19 protein-coding genes and 1 tRNA gene are annotated in these 17,321 nt (G+C 67.2%); 7 read left to right on the top strand and 13 right to left on the bottom strand.

Annotated elements, in window-relative coordinates; translation table 11 throughout:
* Positions 1-51: 51 nt before the first annotated feature.
* From MUG96_RS15800 to MUG96_RS15780, 5 genes are all read right to left on the bottom strand, one after another.
* Positions 52-1,014, bottom strand: coding sequence for a sensor histidine kinase (locus tag MUG96_RS15800; RefSeq protein WP_246984263.1), 963 nt, complete (start codon positions 1,012-1,014; stop codon positions 52-54).
* Between the two features lie 67 nt (positions 1,015-1,081).
* On the bottom strand, positions 1,082-1,786 hold the full coding sequence (locus MUG96_RS15795; protein WP_246984260.1) for a DUF8135 domain-containing protein: 705 nt from the start codon (positions 1,784-1,786) through the stop codon (positions 1,082-1,084).
* 7 nt (positions 1,787-1,793) lie between these two features.
* Positions 1,794-2,699, bottom strand: a complete 906-nt coding sequence (locus MUG96_RS15790) for a hypothetical protein (RefSeq protein WP_246984258.1) — start codon at positions 2,697-2,699, stop codon at positions 1,794-1,796.
* Positions 2,700-2,811: 112 nt separating this feature from the next.
* Entirely contained in the window at positions 2,812-3,648 is an 837-nt protein-coding gene (locus MUG96_RS15785) for an RAD55 family ATPase (RefSeq protein ID WP_246984256.1), read from the bottom strand.
* 113 nt (positions 3,649-3,761) lie between these two features.
* Positions 3,762-4,730 carry a beta-ribofuranosylaminobenzene 5'-phosphate synthase family protein gene (locus MUG96_RS15780; protein WP_246984254.1) on the bottom strand — a complete coding sequence of 323 codons (969 nt, stop codon included), beginning with the start codon at positions 4,728-4,730 and terminating at the stop codon, positions 3,762-3,764.
* Between the two features lie 135 nt (positions 4,731-4,865).
* Between MUG96_RS15780 and ilvD the strand changes: the two genes are divergently transcribed.
* A complete protein-coding gene (gene ilvD / locus MUG96_RS15775; protein WP_246984252.1) occupies positions 4,866-6,602 on the top strand; it encodes a dihydroxy-acid dehydratase in 1,737 nt (578 codons plus the stop codon).
* A gap of 37 nt (positions 6,603-6,639) precedes the next feature.
* On the opposite strand, the gene MUG96_RS15770 is transcribed toward ilvD, so the two are convergent.
* Positions 6,640-6,861: a DUF8066 domain-containing protein gene (locus MUG96_RS15770; RefSeq protein ID WP_246984250.1), complete on the bottom strand. Its 222-nt coding sequence runs from the start codon at positions 6,859-6,861 to the stop codon at positions 6,640-6,642.
* Between the two features lie 173 nt (positions 6,862-7,034).
* Between MUG96_RS15770 and MUG96_RS15765 the strand changes: the two genes are divergently transcribed.
* On the top strand, positions 7,035-7,259 hold the full coding sequence (locus tag MUG96_RS15765; protein ID WP_246984248.1) for a hypothetical protein: 225 nt from the start codon (positions 7,035-7,037) through the stop codon (positions 7,257-7,259).
* Between the two features lie 34 nt (positions 7,260-7,293).
* Here MUG96_RS15765 and MUG96_RS15760 read toward each other — a convergent pair whose 3' ends face one another.
* Positions 7,294-7,932: a DUF998 domain-containing protein gene (locus tag MUG96_RS15760; RefSeq protein WP_246984247.1), complete on the bottom strand. Its 639-nt coding sequence runs from the start codon at positions 7,930-7,932 to the stop codon at positions 7,294-7,296.
* A 69-nt stretch (positions 7,933-8,001) separates the two neighbouring features.
* The gene (locus MUG96_RS15755; RefSeq protein WP_246984246.1) at positions 8,002-8,670 is read right to left on the bottom strand and encodes a helix-turn-helix domain-containing protein; all 669 of its coding nucleotides are present in this window, start codon (positions 8,668-8,670) and stop codon (positions 8,002-8,004) included.
* 182 nt (positions 8,671-8,852) lie between these two features.
* On the opposite strand from MUG96_RS15755, the gene MUG96_RS15750 reads away from it, so the two are divergent.
* The 3 genes from MUG96_RS15750 to MUG96_RS15740 all read left to right on the top strand — a co-directional run bounded on the left by MUG96_RS15750 (position 8,853) and on the right by MUG96_RS15740 (position 12,169).
* A complete protein-coding gene (locus MUG96_RS15750; protein WP_246984245.1) occupies positions 8,853-10,535 on the top strand; it encodes an NADH-quinone oxidoreductase subunit D in 1,683 nt (560 codons plus the stop codon).
* Positions 10,536-10,695: 160 nt separating this feature from the next.
* Positions 10,696-11,748 carry a hypothetical protein gene (locus MUG96_RS15745; RefSeq protein WP_246984242.1) on the top strand — a complete coding sequence of 351 codons (1,053 nt, stop codon included), beginning with the start codon at positions 10,696-10,698 and terminating at the stop codon, positions 11,746-11,748.
* 61 nt (positions 11,749-11,809) lie between these two features.
* A complete protein-coding gene (locus tag MUG96_RS15740) occupies positions 11,810-12,169 on the top strand; it encodes a DUF7522 family protein (protein ID WP_246984240.1) in 360 nt (119 codons plus the stop codon).
* A 139-nt stretch (positions 12,170-12,308) separates the two neighbouring features.
* On the opposite strand, the gene MUG96_RS15735 is transcribed toward MUG96_RS15740, so the two are convergent.
* Positions 12,309-12,779, bottom strand: a complete 471-nt coding sequence (locus MUG96_RS15735) for a hypothetical protein (protein WP_246984239.1) — start codon at positions 12,777-12,779, stop codon at positions 12,309-12,311.
* Between the two features lie 42 nt (positions 12,780-12,821).
* Here MUG96_RS15735 and MUG96_RS24170 point away from each other — a divergent pair, with 42 nt between their 5' ends.
* Positions 12,822-12,944 carry a hypothetical protein gene (locus MUG96_RS24170; RefSeq protein ID WP_256465390.1) on the top strand — a complete coding sequence of 41 codons (123 nt, stop codon included), beginning with the start codon at positions 12,822-12,824 and terminating at the stop codon, positions 12,942-12,944.
* Positions 12,945-13,517: 573 nt separating this feature from the next.
* On the opposite strand, the gene MUG96_RS15730 is transcribed toward MUG96_RS24170, so the two are convergent.
* Both MUG96_RS15730 and MUG96_RS15725 read right to left on the bottom strand, forming a co-directional pair.
* Positions 13,518-13,588 (bottom strand) — tRNA-Pro (locus MUG96_RS15730).
* Between the two features lie 47 nt (positions 13,589-13,635).
* Positions 13,636-14,511: an RNA-guided pseudouridylation complex pseudouridine synthase subunit Cbf5 gene (locus MUG96_RS15725; RefSeq protein WP_246984237.1), complete on the bottom strand. Its 876-nt coding sequence runs from the start codon at positions 14,509-14,511 to the stop codon at positions 13,636-13,638.
* 149 nt (positions 14,512-14,660) lie between these two features.
* Between MUG96_RS15725 and MUG96_RS15720 the strand changes: the two genes are divergently transcribed.
* Positions 14,661-16,166: a PKD domain-containing protein gene (locus MUG96_RS15720; RefSeq protein WP_246984235.1), complete on the top strand. Its 1,506-nt coding sequence runs from the start codon at positions 14,661-14,663 to the stop codon at positions 16,164-16,166.
* Here the strand turns inward: MUG96_RS15720 and cmk are convergent.
* The gene (gene cmk / locus MUG96_RS15715) at positions 16,163-16,741 is read right to left on the bottom strand and encodes a (d)CMP kinase (RefSeq protein WP_246984233.1); all 579 of its coding nucleotides are present in this window, start codon (positions 16,739-16,741) and stop codon (positions 16,163-16,165) included. The two genes, MUG96_RS15720 and cmk, sit on opposite strands and share 4 nt — an antisense overlap.
* 87 nt (positions 16,742-16,828) lie before the next feature.
* The gene (locus MUG96_RS15710) at positions 16,829-17,209 is read right to left on the bottom strand and encodes an MTH1187 family thiamine-binding protein (RefSeq protein ID WP_373221859.1); all 381 of its coding nucleotides are present in this window, start codon (positions 17,207-17,209) and stop codon (positions 16,829-16,831) included.
* Between the last annotated feature and the right edge of the window lie 112 nt (positions 17,210-17,321).

Below are 17,321 nucleotides of genomic sequence, written 5' to 3'. Positions count from 1 at the left end.
CGCGGGCAAAAGCGTCCCGTCTGACCGACCACCTCGGCGGTCGCGCCGTCGTCAGAACGGCTGGAGGGAGTCGACGCCGGTGATCTCGAACCGTGCGCCGCCGTCGGTGCCTTCGGCGGCGGTAATCGTCCAGCCGTGGGCCTCGACGACGCGCTCGACGATGGCGAGTCCCAGACCCGTCCCCTCGGTCGAGGAGGTGACGCCCGGCTCGAACACCTCGTCGCGCTCATCGGCGGGGATGCCGGAGCCGTCGTCCGCGACGTAGAAGCCGTCGTCGAGGGTCCCGACGCGGACGCTCACGTCCGCCCCGCCGTGTTCGACTGCGTTGCGAAACAGGTTCTCGACGGACTGGCGGAGGCGGCTCGGGTCGGTCTTGAGGGTCATGCTGCCGTCGGCGAGTTCGAGCGTGGCGTCGCCGGTCTCGACGGTCTCCCAGGCGGCCTCGATCACGGATTCGAGGGTGACGCGCTCGGTTTCGTCGATGGCTTCGCCCTCGCGTGCGAGGTCGAGGACGTCGTCGATGAGCGTTCCCATCCGGTCGAGGGAGTCGGCGACGCGGTCGAAGTCCTCGGGGTCGCCGTCCTCGCGGGCGCGTTCGAGGTAGCGCTCCGCGATGGAGATGGGGTTGCGGAGGTCGTGTGAGACGACGGAGGCGAAGGCTTCGAGCTGTTCGTTGTCGGCCTCCAGTTCGTCGATACGGTTCGCGTACTCCGAAACGTCGGTGTAGACGAGGAAGCCGCCGTCGCCGTCGGGGACGTTCCGAACCCGGAACCGGCGCCGGCCGTCGACGGTGGCACAGGCGACGGTGCGGTCGAGGGCCTCGCCTGCGACGACGGCCTCGGCGACGGTGTCGAGGTCGTCGTCGCTCGCGATCGTGTCGTCGAGGGCGACCGAACTCCCGTCGTCGCCGAACGTCGACTCGAAGGCCTCGTTGACGCGGCGGACGCCGACCCCACCCTCGCCTTTCGCGTACTGGATGACGGGGTCGGGGTGGACCGCGAGCAGGTCGCCCATGTGTCTCACGGTGCTTTCGAAGGGCGAAGCATAAGTCCTCGCGCCGGTTTGGCTGGTGAAACCCGAGCTATTCGGGCTCGTACCGGGTCACGTCCTCGCCGAGTTCCTCCTGTTCGGCGACGACGGGGCAGTTGACAAGCCGGACGGTCTCCATGTCGACGAACTCGACGATGTCTGCACCCTCGAAGGTACACGTCGCCCCGGGTGGCCCGGAGAAGTACTCGCACCGCTCGCAGAACCGGTGTTTCGACACCTCGTAGTACACCCTGCCGTCGAACTCCTCGGTCGCGTCCTCGAGCGACGAGAGGTTTGCCCAGACCTCGTCGGGGTCGACCTCGTCCACGTCGACCGACTCGAAGGAGTCGAACGGGTCGTCGCTGCTGGTGCCGTCGTCGCCCCTGGTCCGGGGCTGTGGCCCGCCACCGAGGTCCGCGAATGGGTCGTCGTCGCCCGCCTCCGGGACCGACGGCTCGTTCACCATCGAACCGAGGCCCTCCGTCGCGGACTCGTCGGTCGCGGGCTCGTCGCCGTCGGCGTCGTCCGGCCCCGACTCGATACCAGGGGGCCGGTCCGTCCCCGCCGCGTCGCGGTTCGTGAAGGGGTCGTCCGGGAGTCGCCCGGGGTCGGCCTCCTCGTCGATAGGGACGGGGCCGTCGTCGGGCGCGTCCCCGTCGGCCGGGACGTCCTCGTCCGCGTCGAGGTCCGCGAAGGGGTCGTCGTCCTCGTCGGGCCGCTCGAACTCGTCGAAGGGGTCGTCCTCGTCGTCGGTCATGGGTGGTTCACTCCTCGTCGTCCGCGGGTTCGATCCCCTGTGCTTTGACGAGCATCGGTTTGCCGAACAGTCCCTCGCCCGGCCGGACGTCGGTGACCGTCGCCTCGCAGTGTGGGCACTCCGGCCCGGTCATGAGGCCGATCTCGACGCCCTCGCCACAGGCCTCACAGCGGGCGCGGTCCAGGTCCTCCTTCGCGGCGGCCTGCTTGATCGCGTCGACGGAGGCCGCGCGCTTGTTCTCCATCTCGCTGCCGTCACGGAGGTCCCTGACGACGTAGGCGACGGTTTCGAGCTTGTCCTGCAGGTCCCAGACCGTCTCGTCGAGCTCGTCGAGCCGTTGCTCCTGGCTGTCGAACTGGCCGTCGAGATCGGCCCGCAGGTCGTCGAGATCGTCCTGGACCGCGTCCACGTCGCTTTCGAGCCTGTTGAGTCGGTCGACGAGGTCGGGGTGGTCGTGTTCCGCCGGCGCCTTCCGGTCGGTCTCCTTTTTCACCTGTATGACCCGGTCGCGCACGTCGTCGAGGTTCTCCGAGAACTCCGATTCGAGCGTGGTGAGCTCGTTGTCGACCTGTCTGGTCGCGCGGTCGACCGCCGACTGGGTGAGTTCGGAGCTGCGGGCCTCGATCGCGTCTTCGACCTTGCGTTCGACCGCCAGTTGCTCGGCGACGGCCCCCGCGATGTCGTTCATCCGCTCGGCGATGACCGAACGGACCTCGTCTTCGACGGACACGCCGTCGAGCGAGCCGACATCGACCCCGTCGTCCATCTCGTCGGCGGCCCGGTGGGCCGCCAGCAACTGCACGAGAACTGTCTCGCGGTCGGCGCCCCGGTCGGCCGCCTGGCGGTCGATCCACTCCGCGAGATCCGACGGTAGTGACACTGACAGCGACTCGTCGGTCGGCTCACTCGCCATCTATCGATTCGTTGGCCGCTCGTGTAGTTAAGGGTTTGCCACGGGTTATCAGTCGTTATCACGAGCCTAGCGCTTCGTAGTCGGCGCTTTCGGAGGACGTGCGTCGGTCGGCTCACCGGATCTTGCGCACGTCGCTGATGTCGAACCCGGCGTCGCCGATCTCGGTCTCGAACTGGATGATGTTCTCGTCTTCCAACTGGGAGAGGACGCCCCGGAACTTCCGGAAGACGAGCGTCCGCGCCCGTTCGCTGCCGCCGGACTCCCACTGGAACAGCATCGTCCCGTTGGCCGCGTCGATGAGCTGGCCGTGTTCCTGGTCGGTGACCGTCTCGTGGTTGACGTGGACGAGGATCAGCCCGTTCCACTCGTGAGCGGCCTTCTGGAGTCCCTTGACGAGGTAGACCACGTCCGACCAGTCCCGCTCGCCGCCCAGGGAGCTAATGAGGTCGGACAGCGAGTCGATGACGACGAGGTTGTTCGTCGCGTTGTCGCTGAGGTACTCCCCGAGGGCACCGAAGAGGCTCTCGCGGTCGTGACGCCCGGCCATGTCCCGGATGTGGCCCGTCTCGCCGGCGTACCAGTCCCGCGGGACGCTGCTGGTGTGGAAGTAGGCGTCGGACATGTCCCTGAACGTCACCGTCCGAAAGGCCGACTCGACGATTTCGGTGTCGAGCACTCGGTCCATCTCCCGGTAGAGCTGGTCGCTGTCGGCGGTAAAGGAGACGTAGTGGATTTCCCCCGGCAGCGACGCCCGACTGGCAAGCTGGCCGTAGTAGAGGTCGTGGAGTTCCTCATCGGTCTCCGCGAGGGCGTTGAGGATGGCGCTCGTGTACATGAACTCCCGGGAGCCGGCCCCGGCCTCCCCGGAGAGTAAGACGACGCTGCCCGGCGGCGCACCCCCGTCGATGACCGTATCGAGCTGGCGGACGCCGAAAGGGATGCGGTCCATACCTCACCATTCGACTCCGGCGATTTACGCATTGTGGACGTTTCGACCCGGGAAAGTACCGGCCGTCCGGCCCGGCTGTCGGTTCCAGGCCCCCCTCCCTGAACCCGGCGCTGTCACCGCTCTATCTCGACGCCGTGGTTGCGGGGCGTCGTCTCGACGACCTCGCCGTCGATACCGGTCGCGGCGAGGGCGTCCCGGGCCGCGTCACGGGTCTCTGCCACCCCGGTCCGGTCGGTCAGGGCGTAGACGGCCGGCCCCCACGAGGACTGGCCGGCACCGGTAACGGCCGGGCAGTCGTCGAGCGCATCGATCAGGCGGCCGGCCGGCGGGCGGTAGATACCGCCCTGTTCGTCGGCGTACCAGGCGCCGTTGAGCCGGCCGAGGTCCGCCGCCGCCGCGCCGAAGGTCTGGCGGTCCCCCTCGGCGGCCGCCGGGAGGAGGCGCCGGAGGAGGACGCCGCCGATCTCGTCGGCGATACCGGGGTCGGCCCGCTCGACGGCCTGGCGCATACTCGCGTCCTCCGTCTCGCCGCTGCGGCCCGACTCCGCCTCGGGGAGGACAACGACGAACCGCCAGTCCGGCGGGAGTTCGTGGCGCGCGGTCACCGGCGGGACCGTCCACGCGCCCTCCTCGGGCGGGGCGGTGGTGAACAGTTCCGTGGGGTGGCCGCCGTCGACGACGAATCCGCCATGCTCGAAGGCGGCGATGCCGACGCCGCTGCGGCCGCCGCGGCCGAGCGCCGGCGCGTGCTCGCGCACGGCCGGATCGAGGTCGTAGGCGCCCGCGATGGCCGCGAGCGTCGCGAGTGCGAACTGCGTGCCGCTGCCGAGGCCGACGTGGCGAGGGAGCCGTCGTTCGACCTCGACCGCGGCGCCGCTCACGCCGAGGGCGTCGACGGCCTTCCAGGCGTACTCGGCGGCGAGGTCGTCGACACAGCGGATGCCTTCGGCTCGCTCGGCCTCGATTACGATAGTGGGCCGGTCGAGCGCGACGCCGACGCCGCCGTACAGACGCTCCCGCGCGAGCGAGAGGTTCTGGAAGCCGAAGTGCAGGCGAGCGCCGGCCTCGACGCGGACGGTCATTGCCGAGTCTTCCCGTTCCGGCGGCATCAGTCTTGGCGATTCGGGCGGTCGCGGCCCGAACCCGTTCGGCGCGAGAACGACACCCGACGGCGCTCGTCCGGACGATTAAAGCCCGTCGCCCGTCTGGGTGGGAGTATGAGCCAGCAACCGCAGGAGCCGGCGCGGCAGGACGAGGGGAAACCCGACGACCTGCCCAGCACGGAAGTCACGGAGGGGCGGGACAAAGCCCCTCACCGGGCGATGTTCCGCGCGATGGGCTACGACGACGAGGACCTCTCCTCGCCGATGGTCGGCGTCGCTAACCCCGCCGCCGACATCACGCCCTGTAACGTCCACCTCGACGACGTGGCCGACGCTGCCTACGAAGGCATCGACGAGGGCGAAGGGATGCCCATCGAGTTCGGCACTATCACCATCTCCGACGCCATCTCGATGGGGACCGAGGGGATGAAGGCCTCCCTGATCTCGCGGGAGGTCATCGCCGACTCCGTCGAACTGGTCGCCTTCGGCGAGCGCATGGACGGGCTCGTCACCATCGGCGGCTGTGACAAGAACATGCCCGGGATGATGATGGCCTCGATCCGCACGGACCTGCCCTCCGTCTTTCTCTACGGCGGCTCCATCATGCCGGGCGAACACGACGGGCGCGAGGTCACCATCCAGAACGTTTTCGAGGGCGTCGGTGCCGTCGCCGACGGCGAGATGACCGAGGACGAACTCGACGACCTCGAACGCAACGCCTGCCCCGGCGCGGGGTCCTGTGGCGGGATGTTCACCGCCAACACGATGGCCTCCATCTCCGAGGCGCTCGGGTTCGCGCCGCTCGGCTCGGCCTCCCCGCCCGCCGAGGAGGAGTCCCGCTACGAGGTGGCCCGCGAGGCCGGCGAACTCGCCGTCGGGGTCGTCCAGGAGCGGCGCAAACCCTCCGATTTCCTCACGAAGGAGTCCTTCGAGAACGCCATCGCCCTGCAGGTCGCGGTCGGCGGCTCGACGAACGCCGTCCTCCACCTGCTCGCGATGGCCGCCGAGGCCGGCGTCGAACTCGACATCCAGGACTTCAACCGCATCAGCCGGAAAACACCGAAGATCGCCAACCTCCAGCCCGGCGGCGAGCGCGTGATGAACGACCTCCACGAGGTCGGCGGCGTGCCGGTCGTCCTGAACGCCCTGTACGAGGCGGACCTGCTCCACGGCGACGCCCTGACCGTCACTGGCGAGACGATGGCCGAGGCGCTGGAAGCCTACGACCCGCCGGCCATCGCGGACCTCGACGTGGACTTCCTCCACACCGTGGCCGACCCCATCCACGAGCGCGGCGCCATCCGCATCCTCACCGGCAACCTCGCGCCGGAGGGCGCGGTCATCAAGATTACCGGCGAGGACCACCTCCACCACGAGGGGCCGGTCCGGGTCTTCGAGGAGGAGGCAAACGCCATGGAGTACGTCCAGGAGGGCCACGTCGAATCGGGCGACGTCATCTGCATCCGTAACGAGGGGCCCCGCGGCGGTCCCGGAATGCGAGAGATGCTCGGCGTCACCTCCGCGGTCGCCGGTCAGGGCCACGCCGAGGACGTGGCGCTGTTCACCGACGGGCGGTTCTCGGGTGCGACCCGTGGCTTCTCCATCGGTCACGTCGCGCCGGAGGCGTTCGTCGGCGGCCCCATCGCCGCACTCGAGGACGGCGACACCGTCACCATCGACATCGACGACCTCGAAATGTCGGTGGACCTCTCCGACGAGGAGATGGAGCGACGGCTCGAAGACTACGAGCCCGAACCGAACTACACGAACGGCGTGCTGGCGAAGTACGGGCAGACGTTCGACTCGGCGGCCAACGGCGCGGTGACGAACCCCGGCGCCAAGCGGGACTGAGGGCGCGACCGAACACCGCATCGAGACGCGCGGGCACTCACGTCTTCTCGGCGATCTCCTCGACGGCGACGACGAGCCTGTAGAGGAGATACACGACGAAGACGGTCAGCGCGAGGCCGAGGACCGTCGACCACAGGGCGAACCACACGAGGATGTTCGCGGTAATCAGGACGCTGTACGCGAAGGTCGCGAGCATCAGGGCGGCGACTGCCGGCACGAGCCACCTCGGGAACTCGTCGCGGAGGCGGTGGTCTGCCATACGCACCCATCCACGGCCCGAACTGTCAATAATCCCCACGGTGTGGCGGTGGAATCACGACGAGAGAGCCGTCGACGACGGTACCTCTCGGTGGTTCCGGGGGGCGTCGTTCTTTTCCACGTTCATATATCCCAACAGACATAAGTGGCTGGCTGGGCCAAGCGCCGGGTGCCATGGACGAAGCGCTCGAAGCCGTCGAGGTGGCACAGGAACTCGGCCTCGAAGGCGTGTTCGCGTGGCTCCTCCGCGTAATCGGGCTCGTGGCGCTACTCGTCGGCGCGTACCTCTGGCTGGGGGCCGGGCTGGAGTTGCTCGTCGTGCCGGCGGTCCTGATGGTGCTCGGCGTCGTCCTGCTGATCGCGCCGAGCGTCCTGCTGGCACTGGCGGAACTGGCCTGAATCGAACTGACCCGGGGGCTGACAGAGGGTGTTTTCAGGCGTCGAGGCGTCGCGCCTGCAGGAAGACGAAGGCAGCGAAGCAGACGGCGCCGACGAACTCCGGGACGGCGAAGTAGGTCCAGGTGTCGCCGTCGTCGGTGAACAGGAACGCCTCGAGCATGATCCAGACGATCCAGGCGACGGCGTGGACGTTCGCGAACCAGACGGCGCCGAGGCCGTGGTCGCCGCCGGTGCGTTTCGCCAGCCCGGTTCCGTAGACCCACAGCGTGAACGTCAGGCCGAAAAAGAAGACCATCGCCGCGAGGAAGTGGAAGGGGTCGAAGGGGCCATCGAGGAAGGCGACGGCGACGCCGATGCTCCCCAGGAGCGTGATGGCGGCGAGTCCGATCCCGATGCGTTCGATCCGGTTCCCGCTGTCGGCCCAGAGGACGGCCAGGAAGGGGAGACCGAACAACCCCGCGGCGAACAGCCCGAGATTGAAGGCGCTGAAGGCGAGCTGGTCGAGGTTCCCGAGCGCGGTCAGCGACTGCCCGGTCGCCTCACCCATGCTCGACAGCGACCGCGAGCGCCAGTCGAACTTCGGGTCGAGCAGCGTCGCGAGGACGGTCAACCCCACCGAGACTACCGGTCCAACGTACCCCAGTTTCGTCAGGGCCACTCGCCGTTCGACCATCTGTCGGCTCGACGGCCCGTCCGCACTAAAGCCCTCCCTCCGATTCGGCTCGTGACACAGTGAGAACGGCTACCGCACGTCGCCGGCGGCGATGACCTGTCGAACGAGTCGGGCCTCGGCCTTCCGGAGGTGCGTCGAGGCCGTACTCGCCGCGCAGTCGAGTTCGGCGGCGACGTCGGCGACCGACCCCGACCGCGGCACGTCGTAGTAGCCGACGGCGACGGCCGCCCGGAGCGCGTCGCGTTGTCGGTCGGTCAACAGCGACGAGAAGGCCGACAGCGCTCGCTCGTGTTCGCCCACTTCGTCGATGCGGACTTCGATGCGCTCGTCGAAGGCGTCGACGGTCGCGCCCACGTCGGCCTGGCGGCCAACGAGTTCGACCGCGACCGTGCCGTCCGCGCGGTAGGTGATGGGCGGAATGGGGAGGACCCGCCGGTCGAGGAACGGCTGACGGAAGGCGGCGTCGGCGTCCCGCGTCTCGTGTTCGACGTAGGCGTAGAAGGAGTCCTCGTCGATGCGGGCCGTCTCGTGGCCGACGACGAAGTCAGGCTCCGACAGTGCCGCGAGGTATGGCTCCATCGCGCCGACCACCCGGAAGAGCAGCACGTCGAAGTCGCCGTCGCCGGCGTTCCAGTTCAGGAGCCGCGTCTCCTCCATCGCGTCGTGCTCCACGACGAACGTGTGCATCGGATTGCGCCACTCCGGCGGCTCCCTGATCGTGAGGTGGACGTACTTCATCGATGCAGCTCTCTCGGCCGTCCCTCCGTACGCCGCCCGTAAAAAAGACGCTAGTGGGTACGTGCCAATCCGCTTGGTCCTCGGCTGTGAAGTGCAACTGTCATGAGAGTAGGTTCCCTCACAGGCCTGTCAGTGCAGTCGGCGACCGCGGTCGCGACGGTGTCGCCCGTCGGGGGTGGCGTATGAGCCTCGAAGAGCCCGCGGAGCGGGCCGACAGTGCAGTCGAGGGGGTGGCCGCCCCCGACGCCGACGCGCTGGCGGCCCTCGTCGGTGACGACCTGCTGGACCGCGAGGAGCACGTCAACGCGCCGGCGTTCGTCATCCGGCCGGACGCCGTACAGGACGTGCTCTCGCGGTTGAAGGAGAAGGCGGGCTTCGACCACCTCGCCTGCGTGACGGCCCAGGAGTACCACGACCGCTACGAGACGATCTACCACCTCCGGTCGTACGACGACCCGACCCGCGAGGTGGGCGTCGTCGTCCCGACGACCAGGGACGACCCGGTCAGCGAGTCGGCCGACCCCGTGTTCCGGACCGCCGACTGGCACGAGCGGGAGGCCTACGACCTGATCGGCATCGAGTACGAGGACCACCCGGACCTCCGTCGCATCCTCCTGCCCGAAACCTGGCAGGGCCACCCGCTCTCGATGGACTACGACCAGACAAAGCCACAGATCGTCACGCTCCGGGAACACGCGAACCCCCTCGAGGAGGACCACCGCGGCGACGGTGCCGACGCCGACACGATGTTCATCAACGTCGGGCCACACCACCCCGCGACTCACGGCGTGCTCCACCTCCAGACGACGCTCGACGGCGAGCAGGTCGCAGACGTCGAACCCGACATCGGCTACATCCACCGCTGTGAGGAGCAGATGTGCCAGCAGGGGACCTACCGCCACCAGATCATGCCGTTTCCCGACCGGTGGGACTGGCTCTCTTCCGGCCTCCTGAACGAGTGGGCCTACGCCCGCACCGCCGAGGACCTGGCCGACATCACGGTGCCCGAGTACGCACAGGTCGTGCGGACGATGGGTGCGGAACTCTCGCGGCTCGCCAACCACTTCATCGCGATTGGGACCTACGCGCTCGACGTCTTCGGGGAGTTCACCGTCGCGTTCATGTACGCGATGCGGGACCGCGAGGTCGTCCAGGACGTGCTCGAGGACCTCACCGGCCAGCGGATGATGTTCAACTACCTCCGCCTGGGCGGGGTCGCCTGGGACGTCCCCGAACCCCGTGCGGACTTCTTCGACTCGATTCGGTCGTTCCTCGACGAACTGCCGGCGAAACTCGACGAGTACCACACCCTCCTGAGCAGTAACGAACTCTTCCAGATGCGGTGTGCCGACACGGGGTATCTCGACCCCGACGTGGCCCGGGAGTACGGCGTCACGGGGCCGGTCGCCCGTGCCTCGGGGGTCGATTACGACCTCCGCCGGGACGACCCCTACGGCTACTACCCCGAACTCGACTGGGACGTGGTGACCGAAGACGACGGGGACAACTACGCCCGCGTCCTCTGCCGACTGCGCGAACTCGAGGAGTCCGCGAAGATCATCGAACAGTGTGTCGACCTCCTGGAGGGGTGGCCCGAGGACGACCGCCAGGTGCAGGCCAACGTCCCCCGGACCCTGAAGCCGGAGCCGGACACCGAGATCTACCGCGCAGTCGAGGCCGCGAAGGGCGAACTCGGCATCTACATCCGCGCGGACGGCACCGACACGCCCGCCCGGTTCAAGATCCGCAGCCCCTGCTTCTCGAACCTCCAGGCGCTCCCCGAGATGGCCGAGGGTGAGTACGTCCCCGACATGATCGCCACGCTCGGCAGTCTCGATACGATCATGGGCGAAGTCGACCGCTGACGGGACCGCTGTTCCCCACCCCGGTCCCGACACGGCGTCGTCCAGGCCACGCGGTCCTCGTTTGCCGGATTCCGGCCGGGCACTCCCAGGGCGAGTACCCGAAAGCTATAATTTCCTGGCGGACCGTCGATAGTAGTACCCGCTTTGGGGGTGGGTGAAATTGTCACGTGAACAGTCAACGACGGTTCCCTCGACCGACGTCGAGGGACCAGAGCGACCGGCGGAGTTGTCGGGGACGGGGACGGAGTCGGCGGCACCGGACGGACCGCTCCGGGAGCGCCTGGAGATACTCGAACCGATCTTGATGGATTTCGGTGACGCGCTTGGCGGTGATCCGGTCGACCTCGGCGACCTCCCGTTCACGGAGGGGACCGCCGAACAGTTGCCGGCGTCGCTGTTCGTCGCCCACGACCGGACGATGCTCGATCTCGTCGCGGAGTGGCTCGACGCGGGCCACCACGTCGGCATCACGAGCGAGGCCGGCTCGGGCAAGAGCGCGCTCCGGGCCAACGTCGAGCGCGAACTCGGGGGGCGCGAGGAGTACGTGGTCGCGTCGGTCGACCTCGCGAGTGCGACCGAGCGGCGCGTCCACGAGCGGCTCCTCCGTGCCTGTCGGACGCGGGGCTACGAGGTCGACCCGGACGACTACTGGGAGGTCGCCGACGGGATTCCCTGGACCACCGAGGGGACGCGCCGCGCCGTCGTCGACGTGGCCGAACAGGCCGCCGCCGACGACCGGACCGTCTACCTCGTCGCCGACGGGTTCGAGGACGTCACGGACGCTACGTTCGAGACGCTCCGGGCCGTCGCCGACGCCGGCGTCCGCCTGTTCGTCCTCGGTCGGCCGGCGGGCCGCTTCCGCCGGAACGAACTCGCCGCCGACCTGGCGGCCGAGATGCGGGTTCTCGACGGCTTCGAGGGGTTCGACGAGCGGGACGTGGCCGAGTACTGCGCCCGGTCGCTCGCCCGCTTCCGCGGCGAGTCCTTCGACGGCACTCCCTCGGGGCTGTTCAGCGGCGACGCCATCTCCTCCGTCGCCGAACGGAGCGACGGGAACCCACGCCGCGTCCGCCTGACCTGTCTCGACCTCTTTACGCGTGCCGCACACGCCTGGCACCACTCCGAGGCCGGCATCGACGAGGTGACCGTCACCACTGGCCTCCTCGATCACGACCTCGGCTTCGAGACCGAGACCGCGCCGTTCGGGGACTGACGCGGCATCGCCGGCGGCAACCAGTGGCAGGTTTTATACCACACATCGTTCATGCACGACCATGTCGACCATCGTCGAGCATTTTGAAGATGTCGACGCCGATCTGCGGACCGTGGTGGCACTCCACGGGACGACGTGGGAGATCGAGTATATGTGCGACGACGTCAGGGCGGCCTACAGCGACGCCGACCTCGACGCTGCCTACCGGTCGCTGATGGCGAACCAGGCCTCCTCGGACGACTTCGACCAGCTGATCGAGTTCGGGGAACTGGAAGCACAGGTCTACGTCTTCGAGGAAATCCTCGCCTTCCAGTTTCACACGTCCAGATACGAGAGTCTCTACGTCTCCTACGACCGCGAGGAACCGTTCCCGTTCTTCGACGTCGTCGACGTGGCCGCGGCGGCCCTCGATACCGACTGAGCCGTCACAGCAGGAGAACCCGGTCCGGGTTTGACGATCATCTCGCTTATCAGCACACGTAGCACTACGCTCTCCTTTGCGGGTACTCAGTCGTCGGCGGCTTATCGGGGACTAGCTTGCCGAACGTAAATATCAGACATCACATATGTTTTTCTATCATAATTTTAGCCTCGGTTCTGTTTTCTTCATACATTTGAATTGCTTCAGAAATATCATTCATTGCTTGAATACCTCCTTCATCTAATGCAGCCTCCAACATTTTCTCAGCAAGCTTTTGATGATGCTTATAAATCGAATGGAATCTAACCAATCTTAATTGTTCTTCTTCGGTTAATAGAGCCAAATTATCTTTATTTGCTTCAAAAAACGGATAATCCAGCGTCGTAAGTATCACTAATGCCTCTACACTAAATTCTCCGTCCTCAATCACGTTCTCTAAAGTCTCACTGTAACCTTGCATCTGAACCAACTCCGTCCTAAGACCCTTTCTTAGGCGATTCTTCTCCCTATTCTGTTGCTGCTTATTCAAGATCAACTGTACAAAATATGTCACCAAGGCACCTACAATAGCTGCTAATATTGTTGGACTGCTGATTACTGCCTGTGCCATAGTATCACCACAGACATTACCTTATTAAAACGTCATATCTGTATGTACACTGAGTATCGAAGCTCATCACCATACGTCTACTATCGGCGGGTCGTTCTCTCGGTCGATCACTGGATACTTGTCGCCGTCATCGACGAGATCTTCGACGGCTTCGAGATCGCGTGACTGTTCGGGACGCTCGCAACTCGGCAGGTCCCAGTAGGCATACGCACCTATTTAGTCCACCACACAGCGGTACCGGCTTCGTCGGGTAATGTCGACCGTACAGCAGGGACCTCTAAGTCAGACAGCACACGCTCTATCGCGGCGTCAAGGTCGTCGAGGTCGTCCCATCGACGCCGGGCGAAGGCATCGGAGATCGAGGTCTCACTCGCCGCTCGCACGGAGTCAAGCGAGCACCAGCGGACGGCTTCACGCACGTCCGGCTCCTGCGTGTGGTCGTTCGGGTCGATCCCGTTCGTGATCGACTCCGAGCAGGACCAGAACCGGCGGTTCGTGGTCCAGTACAGCGCCAGTTTCCACGTCGCGGCTTTGTCAGCGTAGGACTCACGACGTTCGGCCTCCGTGTCGACGGACTCTGTTGCTTCGAGCAGGGAGCTGGTATGTTGCTGTGCGGTGCTGTAGCACTCAGTTTTTGTACCGGACGCGAGGCCGGAGGCCGAGCGTCCGGCAGTTTTTCCCCAGGTTTTTGCGAGGAGTGGTGCGCCTCCGGCGCACCCGACGAAGTAAAAAGTGGAGTGGGACCGCCGAGATTCGAACTCAGGTCCGACGCACCCCATGCGCCGAGGATACCGCTACCCCACGGTCCCGTACACGGACGGTGGAGGGTCCACGAATTAAGGGTGTCGTTTCGACCTCACACTAGCACCCGCTCCAGTTCGACGACGACCCCGCTGTCGGCGTCGGGGTCGCCGACCAGCCGGCCGAGACAGACGGCGGCGTCGTTGGGCGTGTAGCAGGCCACGAGCGGGCGCTCGGCGTCAGGTTGGTCGGCATCGATGACGCCGGGCGCGTAGACGGGCGCGCCGTCGGCGACCGACTCGGCGGCGCTGGGGGCGATGGTGACGCGGGCGAGGTCGACGAGCGCGCGCTCGGCGGGTTGGACGACGTCACGGAGCGGTGCCTCGTCGCCGTCCTCGCGGTACCAGGTCAGCGCGTCGGCGAGGTCCTCCAGCGTGGCGAGCGTCGTGTCGTCGAAGGGGTCGGTGGCGGTCCGGCGGAGGTGGCCCATGTGTGCGCCCGTGCCGAGCGCCAGCCCGATGTCGTGACAGAGCTTCCGAATGTAGGTGCCGCTCTCGCAACGGACGCGGAGGAGGGCCTGCCGGCCGTCGACTTCGAGCACGTCCAGGGCGTGTATCTCGCGGACGCGCAGCCGTCGCTTGACGGCGCTCTTTCGGGGCGGTTTCTGGTAGATGGGGGCCTCGAACTCGGCGACGACGGAGTCGAGGTCGGCGGGCGGCGAGCCGTGGCATTCGAGGACGGCGACGTACTCCTTGCGGCTGTCGTCGAAGACCTGCGCCATGCGGGTGGCGTCGCCGAGCAGGAGCGGGAGGCAGCCGGTGACTTTCGGGTCGAGCGTGCCGGCGTGGGCGGCCCGTTCCTGGTCGGTCAGGTCTCGGACCCACGCGGCGACCTGGTGGGCGGAGGGGCCCGGTGGCTTGTCGAGGTTGACGACGCCGAAAGCGAGCAGGTCGGGGATCGACCGCTCGTCTGGTGCGGGACGGAGTGTCATCGGTGATACGTTCCTCGGGCGATGGCGCGGCGGTACCGGCGCCCGACAGTCGTATCACGTTCTCGGGGTCGCGAATATAAGTATCTCGGTCCGTTCGACGGCTCGAAGTGAGACGCCCGTTTTTGCCGAGTGGGAACCAGTCGCTACGCATGGGCATCCTGCGGAAAGTTGTCGTCGGCATCGTGCTGGTGATCGCGGTCGTGGTCGGTCTGTACGTTGCGGGAGTGTTGCAGGCCCCCACCGTCGGCGTCGCGGACGTCGGTGACTGGGGCACCGTCTCCGAGGAGGAGACGGAGATCGTCACGACGGTCTGGGTCGACAACCCGAACCCGGTCGGCGCCTCTGTCGGTGACGGGCTGAGCGCGTCCTACCACATCGACATGAACGGCGTCCGCCTGGCCGAGGGCGAAAAATCCGGGGTCACGATCCAACCCGGGAACAACACGGTCGCACTGCGGACGAACGTGCAGAACGAGAACATCGCCCCCTGGTGGGTCGCCTTCGTCCGAGCCAACGAGACGATAAACCTGACCGCCGGCGGGACGGTCACTGCGAACACGGGACTGACGGCCACCGCCGACGTCCCGTCGGTCGACCGGACGCTCCTCGCGGATTCCACGCCGGTCATCGACGCGCTCTCCGCTGCCGCGAACGAGTCGACGGGGACCTACACCGTCGGGACGAGCGACGTGACCGGCGACGGGCTGGGCGACGCGGACCGCACCGTCGGCTACAGGATCGAACGCGGGTGGGCGACGTGGGGGCCGGTCGACGAGTCGACCACGACGGCCCGCTTCCACTTCGTCGTCTCGAACCCCGGTGACGTGCGGGTTCCCGCGGAGCCGGACGGCTTCCGGCTGAACCTCGTGATGAACGACGTGGAACTGTTCACCGCGGAGGGCGACGCCCTGACGCTGTCCGACGGAGTACCCGAGACCATCCCGCCCGGCGAACGGCGGGTCGTCAACTACACCGTGACGATGGACAACGACAAGGTGGACGACTGGTTCCGCAGCCACGTCCGCAACGGCGAACGGACCGACGTCGAGGCGAACCTCCAGCTGGTGTTCCGGCCCGAACGGGTGTCGGGGGTCGAGATCGCCGCCCCCGCCGGCGGCGTCACGGCCGCGACCTGCGACCTCCAGACCGCCATCCTCGTCGACGACCAGGAGACCGAGACCACCTGCGCCGGGCCCGCCGGGGTCACGGAAGCAGGTCTCGTGACCGACAGCGATAGCGACGAGTCGGACGGCGATGCCGGCGATTCGGTCGACGACGCGACGGACAGGGTGACGAACGCCACCGACGAGACCGCTGACGCAGTGACGAACGCCACCGACGGGACGACGGCCACGGTGACCGACGGCGTGACGGACTCGACCGACGTGGAACTGGACCCGGTGGCGACCGCGAGTCCGGAGAGCGGGGAGGCGCCACTCGACGTGCAGTTCGACGCCACCGAGTCGACCGTGACGGGAACGGCCGTCGCGGAGTACGTCTGGCGGTTCGACGACGGAACCCCGCCGGCCCGCGGTGACCGCGTGGATCACACCTTCAGGACGGCGGGCACCTACGAGGTGGAACTCACCGTCGTCGGGGAGAACGGGAACACCGCGTCGACGACGGTGACGGTCGAGGTCGAGGGGCGCCTCTAGAACTCGTAACGGACGCCCTCGACGGCGTACGCCCCTTCGTCGCTCTCCGGGTCGTAGGCGTCGGCGGCATCGAGCACGAGCGAGAGGCAGGCGTCGGCGCTCCAGCGCGCGGTGTTGAGCGTCAGGTCGTAGATCGACCGGTCGTCGATATCGATGCCGTAGTACTCCTCGTAGCGCTGTGCCTCGCTTTCCGTCCGCGTCCGTGTCTCCTCGCGGACCTGCGCGACGGGCTTTTCCTCCCGGTCGGCGATGCGGGCGGCCCGGGCATCGAGAGGGGCGTCGAGCCAGAGCCGAAGGTCGGCGTAGTCGCCGGCCATCCACCCGGCGAGCCGGGATTCGAGGACGATGTCGTCGCCCTCGCGGGCGGTCGTCCGCAGCCGCTGGTCCAGATCGCGGTCGATCTGATCGTCTTCCTCGGCGAGTTCGTTGAACTCGACGAGCGATACCCCCCGTTCCTCGGCCAGCGAGCGAAAGATGTCGCCCCCACTGACGTGCTCGTAGCCGAGCGCGTCGGACAGACCCGCCGCGAGCGTGCTCTTGCCGCTCCCGGCAGGGCCGGACACGGTGATCAACATATACTACCTCCGGCAGAGGTCCTAAAAGGGATTGTGTATTCGGCTGAGAGACCTGTCGGATGCGCCCGCGAAGAACCGATCCGACGGTTACTCCGCGTCGGTACCGCGCCCGCTGTCGTCGCCGTCAGTGTCTCGTCCGGTACCAGCATCGTCGTCGGCGTCCTCGCTCCGTGCCGGCCGCCCGAGTTCGTCCTCGACGGCGGACACCTTCTCCGCGGCGGCCACGTCACGAGTCCGCTTGTCGTCGATCTTCAGGAACGTGCTCACGCGGTCGGCATCGACGGCCTCGTGGGCTGCCTGTGCCGCGTCGAACAGGTCACCGACCGCGGCGGCCTCGATCGTCGTTCCCATCGGCGTCGTCTCGTAGGTTACGTCGTGCTCGTCGAGGGCCGCGACGGCCTTCGCGACTTCCGAAGCCATGCTCTCCTCCTGAACCGGTGCGACGCTGAGAAAGCCGACGACTGTCATACGCTGCCCTACGATATCCGGGCTGAAAACTCCTCGCGCCGGCCCAGCCGACACGGCGCTCGGAATGTCAGCCGCTCGTCATCGGTCCGCTCGATTCGGGGGAGCGAAGCCG

The organism is Halorientalis marina, assembly GCF_023028345.1.
Lineage (GTDB): Archaea > Halobacteriota > Halobacteria > Halobacteriales > Haloarculaceae > Halorientalis > Halorientalis marina.
This window is presented reverse-complemented; position numbering and strand designations above follow the sequence as displayed.

What these genes read in the sequence shown, in the direction of transcription:
- MUG96_RS15800 (WP_246984263.1), bottom strand. Translation starts at nt 1,014, where the DNA reads ATGGGCGACCTGCTCGCGGTCCACCCCGACCCCGTCATCCAGTACGCG.
- MUG96_RS15795 (WP_246984260.1), bottom strand. Translation starts at nt 1,786, where the DNA reads ATGACCGACGACGAGGACGACCCCTTCGACGAGTTCGAGCGGCCCGAC.
- MUG96_RS15790 (WP_246984258.1), bottom strand. Translation starts at nt 2,699, where the DNA reads ATGGCGAGTGAGCCGACCGACGAGTCGCTGTCAGTGTCACTACCGTCG.
- MUG96_RS15785 (WP_246984256.1), bottom strand. Translation starts at nt 3,648, where the DNA reads ATGGACCGCATCCCTTTCGGCGTCCGCCAGCTCGATACGGTCATCGAC.
- MUG96_RS15780 (WP_246984254.1), bottom strand. Translation starts at nt 4,730, where the DNA reads ATGACCGTCCGCGTCGAGGCCGGCGCTCGCCTGCACTTCGGCTTCCAG.
- ilvD (WP_246984252.1), top strand. Translation starts at nt 4,866, where the DNA reads ATGAGCCAGCAACCGCAGGAGCCGGCGCGGCAGGACGAGGGGAAACCC.
- MUG96_RS15770 (WP_246984250.1), bottom strand. Translation starts at nt 6,861, where the DNA reads ATGGCAGACCACCGCCTCCGCGACGAGTTCCCGAGGTGGCTCGTGCCG.
- MUG96_RS15765 (WP_246984248.1), top strand. Translation starts at nt 7,035, where the DNA reads ATGGACGAAGCGCTCGAAGCCGTCGAGGTGGCACAGGAACTCGGCCTC.
- MUG96_RS15760 (WP_246984247.1), bottom strand. Translation starts at nt 7,932, where the DNA reads ATGGTCGAACGGCGAGTGGCCCTGACGAAACTGGGGTACGTTGGACCG.
- MUG96_RS15755 (WP_246984246.1), bottom strand. Translation starts at nt 8,670, where the DNA reads ATGAAGTACGTCCACCTCACGATCAGGGAGCCGCCGGAGTGGCGCAAT.
- MUG96_RS15750 (WP_246984245.1), top strand. Translation starts at nt 8,853, where the DNA reads ATGAGCCTCGAAGAGCCCGCGGAGCGGGCCGACAGTGCAGTCGAGGGG.
- MUG96_RS15740 (WP_246984240.1), top strand. Translation starts at nt 11,810, where the DNA reads ATGTCGACCATCGTCGAGCATTTTGAAGATGTCGACGCCGATCTGCGG.
- MUG96_RS15735 (WP_246984239.1), bottom strand. Translation starts at nt 12,779, where the DNA reads ATGGCACAGGCAGTAATCAGCAGTCCAACAATATTAGCAGCTATTGTA.
- MUG96_RS24170 (WP_256465390.1), top strand. Translation starts at nt 12,822, where the DNA reads ATGTACACTGAGTATCGAAGCTCATCACCATACGTCTACTATCGGCGG.
- MUG96_RS15725 (WP_246984237.1), bottom strand. Translation starts at nt 14,511, where the DNA reads ATGACACTCCGTCCCGCACCAGACGAGCGGTCGATCCCCGACCTGCTC.
- MUG96_RS15720 (WP_246984235.1), top strand. Translation starts at nt 14,661, where the DNA reads ATGGGCATCCTGCGGAAAGTTGTCGTCGGCATCGTGCTGGTGATCGCG.
- cmk (WP_246984233.1), bottom strand. Translation starts at nt 16,741, where the DNA reads ATGTTGATCACCGTGTCCGGCCCTGCCGGGAGCGGCAAGAGCACGCTC.
- MUG96_RS15710 (WP_373221859.1), bottom strand. Translation starts at nt 17,209, where the DNA reads ATGACAGTCGTCGGCTTTCTCAGCGTCGCACCGGTTCAGGAGGAGAGC.